At 74.1% G+C, this 6075-nt stretch carries 6 protein-coding genes and 5 tRNA genes; 4 read left to right on the top strand and 7 right to left on the bottom strand.

What is annotated here, in order from left to right; all coding sequences use genetic code 11:
• Positions 1–897 (bottom strand): serine/threonine-protein kinase (locus ABD345_RS09505; protein ID WP_344551489.1); only part of this gene is annotated, 897 nt, incomplete at its 3' end.
• Positions 898–1475: 578 nt separating this feature from the next.
• Between ABD345_RS09505 and ABD345_RS09500 the strand changes: the two genes are divergently transcribed.
• Positions 1476–1652, top strand: a complete 177-nt coding sequence (locus ABD345_RS09500) for a hypothetical protein (RefSeq protein WP_344551488.1) — start codon at positions 1476–1478, stop codon at positions 1650–1652.
• Between the two features lie 210 nt (positions 1653–1862).
• On the opposite strand, the gene ABD345_RS09495 is transcribed toward ABD345_RS09500, so the two are convergent.
• The 5 genes from ABD345_RS09495 to ABD345_RS09475 all read right to left on the bottom strand — a co-directional run bounded on the left by ABD345_RS09495 (position 1863) and on the right by ABD345_RS09475 (position 2391).
• Positions 1863–1937, bottom strand: a tRNA-Val gene (locus ABD345_RS09495).
• A gap of 36 nt (positions 1938–1973) precedes the next feature.
• Positions 1974–2045, bottom strand: a tRNA-Val gene (locus ABD345_RS09490).
• Between the two features lie 34 nt (positions 2046–2079).
• Positions 2080–2151 (bottom strand) — tRNA-Val (locus ABD345_RS09485).
• A gap of 36 nt (positions 2152–2187) precedes the next feature.
• A tRNA-Cys gene (locus ABD345_RS09480) sits at positions 2188–2261 on the bottom strand.
• A gap of 57 nt (positions 2262–2318) precedes the next feature.
• Positions 2319–2391 (bottom strand) — tRNA-Gly (locus ABD345_RS09475).
• A 322-nt stretch (positions 2392–2713) separates the two neighbouring features.
• Between ABD345_RS09475 and ABD345_RS09470 the strand changes: the two genes are divergently transcribed.
• The 3 genes from ABD345_RS09470 to ABD345_RS09460 all read left to right on the top strand — a co-directional run bounded on the left by ABD345_RS09470 (position 2714) and on the right by ABD345_RS09460 (position 5515).
• Positions 2714–3757 (top strand): chorismate-binding protein, encoded by a 1044-nt coding sequence (locus tag ABD345_RS09470; protein ID WP_344551504.1) that lies wholly within the window; start codon positions 2714–2716, stop codon positions 3755–3757.
• Positions 3754–4572, top strand: a complete 819-nt coding sequence (locus ABD345_RS09465; RefSeq protein ID WP_344551487.1) for an aminotransferase class IV — start codon at positions 3754–3756, stop codon at positions 4570–4572. Before ABD345_RS09470 ends, ABD345_RS09465 begins: the two co-directional genes overlap by 4 nt.
• Positions 4573–4672: 100 nt before the next feature.
• Positions 4673–5515, top strand: a complete 843-nt coding sequence (locus ABD345_RS09460; protein ID WP_344551486.1) for a GNAT family N-acetyltransferase — start codon at positions 4673–4675, stop codon at positions 5513–5515.
• 29 nt (positions 5516–5544) lie between these two features.
• Here ABD345_RS09460 and ABD345_RS09455 read toward each other — a convergent pair whose 3' ends face one another.
• Complete coding sequence (locus tag ABD345_RS09455) at positions 5545–6033, bottom strand: DsbA family protein (protein WP_344551485.1); 489 nt, start codon at positions 6031–6033, stop codon at positions 5545–5547.
• Positions 6034–6075 lie beyond the last annotated feature (42 nt).

The raw sequence follows: 6075 nt of genomic DNA, 5'->3' as shown, positions 1-6075 counted from the left end.
GCGCGCCTGCCGGGCGGGCACGGCGGCGGCCCGGAGCCCGGCGGCCCGGGCGGCGGCCGCCGGCCCGGCCCGGCCGCCGCCGCGCGCCGCGAGTTCGCTCAGGCGCTCGTGCAGCGCGGCCGCGGGCGGGCGCTCGGACGGCTCCTTGGCCAGGCAGGCGCCGACCAGCGGGGCCAGCACCGGCGGGATGCCGGTCAGGTCCGGCTCCTCGTGCACCACCCGGTACAGCATCACCTCGGAGGAGGCGCCCGAGCCGAACGGCGACTCGCCGGTCAGCGCGAAGGCCAGCGTCGCCCCGAACGCGAACACGTCGGTGGCGGGCGTGACGGCAGCGCCGCGCACCTGCTCGGGCGCCAGGAAGCCGGGCGAGCCGACCGCGGTGCCGACGTGGGTGAGGGTGGAGGCGCCGCGCGACCAGGCGATGCCGAAGTCGATGATCCGCGGGCCCTTGGGGGAGAGCAGGATGTTCGACGGCTTCAGGTCCCGGTGCACCACCCCGGCCTCGTGCACCTTGACCAGCCCGTCGGCCAGCGCCGAGCCGATCCGTGCCGCGTCCGGCCAGGCCATCGGCCCCTCTTCGGAGACCTGCTTGTACAGCGAGGGCCCGGGCACGTACGCGGTGGCCAGCCAGGGCCGCTCCGTCTCGATGTCGGAGCCCACCACCCGGGCCGTGCAGCCGCCGCGGATCCGCGAGGCGGCGGCGATCTCCCGGGCGAAGCGGGTGCGGAACTCGGCGTCCTCGGCCAGCTCGGCGCGGATCAGCTTCAGCGCGACCCGCTGCCCCTTGCGGTCGGAGCCCAGGTACACCACGCCCATCCCGCCGGCGCCCAGCCGCCGGTGCAGCCGGTACGGGCCGACGATGCGGGGGTCCTCACGCCTCAGCCGCATCATTGCCATCTGCCGTACCCGTTCCCGTTCCGTCAGCCTGTGGGGTGAGGCCCCGTCGGATGTGGGGCATCGTCAGACAACTGTCTCGGGACAGCTTACGGACAGGTAGCGGCCCCGCGTCGACACGCAACACGCGAACCGCCGGTGGGATTGTCCGATCAGAGTGCCGGTCCCGCTCCGCGAGCCCCCCGCCGCCCGCCCCCAGCGGCGGCGATCCGCACCCGAACCGACCCCGGCCCGGCCCGACGCCCCGTCAGAAGCCCGCCGCCGCCCCACCGGCCCGGCCCGGGCTCCGGCCACCCCCCGGGGACGACCCCGAAGCCGGCTCAGGGGTCCTCGTCCCCCCGTCTCCGCCTCCAGGAGTACGCCGCGCCGCCGCTCCTCATCCCAGCGGAGGCGAACGGAACGGTACGCGGGCATGACGATCCCGTCGGTCCCCCCGCATACGGTTGTCACAAGCGAGGGCGGCCCCGCTCGTCCCCCGAGACGCCGCCCCCGCCGCAGACCGCACCACCCCGCACCACCCCGCACCACCCGTCCCGCCCGACCCGACCCGCAGCACCAGCCCGGCAGGAGCCCAGCACACCATGGCACCGCTCAACAGAGCCCTTCGCCGCCGCCACCTCCCCACCACGGAGACCCGGCACCCGGTCGTCGCACTCGCCATCGTCCTGCCCTGCGCCGTCCTGCTGCTGGCCCTGTTCGGAGCGTGGGACCAACTGGCGACCCAGACCAGAGCGGTCGCCGACCTGATCGGGCGCTGACCCCTCATGGGGTAGGGGTCCGCGCCGGCCGGAGCCGCCCTCACCGTCGTGGACGGACAGCGTGAGTGGCACAGGCTGCAGCTCCGGCCCACCGGATGGCCGGGAACGACACGTCGGTGAGGGCGTGCCGTTCCCGGCCACCACCGTTTCCCGACCACCGCCGTCGAACGCCGAGAGCCGCGGTCCGAAGTGGACCGCGGCTCTCGATCGTGGTGCGCGATACTGGGATTGAACCAGTGACCCCTACCGTGTCAAGGTAGTGCTCTCCCGCTGAGCTAATCGCGCGGGTGCGCCAGGAATCCCACAGCTGGGAAGCCTGAGTGCGCGATACTGGGATTGAACCAGTGACCCCTACCGTGTCAAGGTAGTGCTCTCCCGCTGAGCTAATCGCGCGGGTCGATCCTGAGGACCGGGATCCGAAGACCAGTGCGCGATACTGGGATTGAACCAGTGACCCCTACCGTGTCAAGGTAGTGCTCTCCCGCTGAGCTAATCGCGCGGGGAGGACCCCCGGTCGAAACCGGACGGTACCTCTTGGAGGTGGAGACGGGATTTGAACCCGTGTACACGGCTTTGCAGGCCGTTGCCTCGCCTCTCGGCCACTCCACCAGGCAACTTCTGAACTTCTCGAACTCCTGGAGAACGATCTTACCCTGTTCCCCATCGAGCGGACGACGAGATTCGAACTCGCGACCCTCACCTTGGCAAGGTGATGCTCTACCAACTGAGCCACGTCCGCCTGTCTGCCCGGCCCGCCTCCGGTTTTCCCGGCTGCGCTCCCTGGCGACGTGTTGAACTCTAGCGGATCCCCGGCCCAGCTGAAAAATCCGTTCCCGCAGCGTGGCGCGGGGGTGGCCGCCGGACGCCGAACCGCCCCGCCCGGTCCGGACGTTCCACCGGGCCCCCGACCTAGACTTTCCGGTACCGGGGCGATCCCCCGGGGCCCGCCCCGCGCCCGCGCGCGCCCGGCGCCCGACACGGCACCGGCAGCGGGCAGCACCGAACATCCGCGCAGGAGAACCGTGTCCGGCCGCACCCCGCCCCCCAGCCCGCACCAGCCGATGGCCCGCTTCGCCGGACGCCTCGCCACCGGGCTGCGCGAAGTCACCCACGACCCGGCCGCCCTCGAACGCGGCGGATTCTGGGCCGTCGCCCACGACTTCGAGGGCCGCCTCACCTGCGCCCGCTTCGCCGACGTCCGCCCCGACCCGGCCCCGCCCGCCACCGACCGCTGGCACGGCCCCGACCCCGCCGACTGGCACAGCTCCCTCGACGCCGACGCCTACCGCGCCGGAGTCCGCCGCATCCGCGAGCACATCGCCGCCGGCGAGGTCTACCAGGCCAACCTCTGCCGGGTGCTGAGCGCACCCCTGCCCGACCCCGACCGCACCGACATCGACGCCCTCACCGGCCTGCTCGCCGCCCACAACCCCGCGCCGTACGCCGGAACGATCCGGCTCCCCGACCACGGCGTCGAGATCGCCACCGCCTCCCCCGAGCTCTACCTCGCCCGCCGCGGCCGCACCGTCCGCTCCGGACCGATCAAGGGCACCGGACGCACCGAGCACGACCTGCTCGACAAGGACCACGCCGAGAACGTGATGATCGTCGACCTGGTCCGCAACGACCTCGGCCGGGTCTGCGGGACCGGCACCGTCACCGTCCCCGACCTGTGCGCCGTCGAGAAGCACCCCGGCCTGGTCCACCTCGTCTCCACCGTCGAGGGCACCCTGCGCCCCGACGCCGGCTGGGCCGACCTGTTCGCCGCCACCTTCCCGCCCGGCTCCGTCACCGGCGCCCCCAAGAGCAGCGCCCTGCGGATCATCCGCGACCTCGAAACCGCCCCCCGCGGCCCCTACTGCGGCGCCGTCGGCTGGGTCGACGCCGACCGCGGCGAAGCCGAACTCGCCGTCGGCATCCGCTCCTTCTGGATCGAACGCCCCACCACCGGCGCCCCCGTCCTCAAGTTCGGCACCGGCGCCGGAATCACCTGGGACTCCGACCCCGACCGCGAGTGGCGGGAAACCGAGCTCAAAGCCGCCCGGCTGGTGGCGATAGCCTCCACCGGCACCCCCGAAACACCCGAAGGAGCAACCCGCCGATGATCTGGGTCAACGGAACCCTCACCGCCGAGGACGACGCCGCACTCTCCGTCCTCGACCACGGACTCACCGTCGGCGACGGCGTCTTCGAAACCGTCAAGACCGAACACGGCGAACCCTTCGCCCTCACCCGCCACCTCGACCGCCTCACCCGCTCCGCCCGCGGCCTCGGCCTGCCCGACCCCGACCACGACCTGGTCCGCGAAGCCTGCGCCGCCGTCCTCGCCGCCAAGCCGCTGCCGCTCGGCCGCCTGCGGATCACCTACACCGGCGGCACCTCCCCGCTCGGCTCCGAACGCGGCACCGCCGGCCCCAGCCTGATCGCCGCCCTCGGCACCGCGAGCCCCCGCCCCGAGACCACCTCGGTCGTCACCGTCCCCTGGCGCCGCAACGAACACTCCGCCGTCACCGGCCTCAAGACCACCTCCTACGCCGAGAACGTCATCGCCCTCGCCGCCGCCCACCGGGCCGGTGCCAGCGAAGCCCTCCTCGCCAACACCGCCGGCCGGCTCTGCGAAGGCACCGGCTCCAACGTCTTCCTCGTCCTCGACGGCCGCCTGCTCACCCCCACCCTCGCCTCCGGCTGCCTCGCCGGCATCACCCGCCACCTCGTCCTCGACTGGACCGGCGCCGAAGAGACCGACGTCCCCCTCGAAGCCCTCGCCGACGCGGAAGAGGTCTTCCTGACCTCCACCCTCCGCGACGTCCAGGCCGTCACCCGCATCGACGACCGCGAGCTCCCGGGCGTCGGGCCGGTCACCCGCAAGGCGATGGAGCTCTTCGCGGAGCGCGCCGGGCAGGACCGCGACCCGGTCTGAGCGGGGACCGGCCGCGCCGGGGCCCGGGGGGCCTGCGGCTGCGGCGGGAAGCGGGCGGGGCGGGGATAGAAGAGCGTCCGGGGCGGGAAAGGGAGACGGCATGACCACCACGTTGCGGCCCGACGGGCCCGAGGAGGCGGGCGTCGGCGGCGGGCGGACGCAGCGCTGGCACATCATGGTGAACGGGCGGCGGGTGGGCGGGCTGCGGACCAACGCGTGGGGCCGCAGCGGGCGCTACCCGGGGGAGATCTGCGAACTGGAGGTGGCCGAACCGGACCGGCGCCGCGGGCGCGGCACCGTCGCGGTGCTCGCCGCCGAGGAGGTGCTCCGCTACTGGGGCTGCGCCCGGGCACAGGTCACCGTCCCGGTCGAGGCCCCCGTCGCGCTCCGCCTCGCGCACGCCCTCGGGTACACCGAGCAGATGCGCAACCTCGGCAAGCGGCTCGACCGACTCCCGGCCCCGACAAGCGAATTGACGGACCGTCCGATGACCGCCGAGGAGTACCCGGCCTGGCAGCAGGCCGCCGTCGCCGGCTACCGCGAGGAACTGGTCACCGCGGGCCTCGGCCCCGAGGAGGCCACCGCCCGCGCCGAGAGCGACCACCGCCGCGCCCTCCCCGTCGGCCTCTCCACCGTCGGCACCGTGCTGCGCCACCTGCTCGACGCCGACGGCAGCGTCCTCGGCACGATCTGGGTCACCCTCCACCAGGGCGTGCTGCCCGACGGCAGCCCGCTCGCCTGGGTGATGCTGGTGGAGGTCGCCCCCGAGCACCGCGGCCGGGGCCACGGCCGCACCCTGATGCGGATCGCCGAACGGGAGTGCCTGCGGGCCGGCGTCCGCCACCTCGGCCTGAACGTGTTCCGCGACAACGCGGTGGCGCTCGGCCTGTACGAGTCGCTCGGCTACCGGACCACCCGGCACCTGCTCGGCAAACCGCTCTGACCCGCCCCGGCCCGCCCTGCCCCGCCCGCTCAGCCGTTCAGCAGCTCGACGATCCGCTCCCGCAACCCGTCCTGCGACTGCCCGCCGTCCAGCCGCTTCCCGGCCACCACGTACGTCGGCGTGCCCGTGACCCCGATCGCCCGGCCCTCGGCCACGTCCGCGTCGACCCACAGCATGTGCCGGCCGTCGACCAGCGCGGTGTCCACCTCGTCCGCGTCCACCCCGACCGCCCCGGCGATCTCCACCAGCACCGCCGCCCCGCCCCGCTCGACGTCCTCCAGGCGGGCCAGCACGGCCTCCGCGAACTCCCAGCCGCGCCCCTGCTCGAACGCCTCCGCCGCCGCCTCGGCCGCCGGGTACGCGTGCTTGTGCTTCTCCAGCGGGAAGTGCCGCAGCTCGACGGTCAGCGCGGCACCGAACCGCTCGCGCAGCGCCCGGACGTCGTCCAGCGCGGTACGGCAGTCGGGGCACAGCAGGTCGCACCAGAACTCGACACGGGGCAGCGAGGAATCACTCATGCCGCCAAGTCTCCCAGGCCGGGAGCCCCCCGCCGACCGGGC

It is taken from the genome of Kitasatospora saccharophila, from assembly GCF_039529925.1.
GTDB classification, from domain to species: Bacteria; Actinomycetota; Actinomycetes; order Streptomycetales; family Streptomycetaceae; genus Kitasatospora; species Kitasatospora saccharophila.
The sequence above is the reverse complement of the archived record's forward strand: the minus strand, read 5'-3'. Positions and strand labels throughout refer to the sequence as shown.

Bases quoted from the DNA above. Each gene is read 5' to 3' on its own strand.
- ABD345_RS09500 (WP_344551488.1), top strand. From the start codon at position 1,476: ATGGCACCGCTCAACAGAGCCCTTCGCCGCCGCCACCTCCCCACCACG.
- ABD345_RS09470 (WP_344551504.1), top strand. From the start codon at position 2,714: ATGGCCCGCTTCGCCGGACGCCTCGCCACCGGGCTGCGCGAAGTCACC.
- ABD345_RS09465 (WP_344551487.1), top strand. From the start codon at position 3,754: ATGATCTGGGTCAACGGAACCCTCACCGCCGAGGACGACGCCGCACTC.
- ABD345_RS09460 (WP_344551486.1), top strand. From the start codon at position 4,673: ATGACCACCACGTTGCGGCCCGACGGGCCCGAGGAGGCGGGCGTCGGC.
- ABD345_RS09455 (WP_344551485.1), bottom strand. From the start codon at position 6,033: ATGAGTGATTCCTCGCTGCCCCGTGTCGAGTTCTGGTGCGACCTGCTG.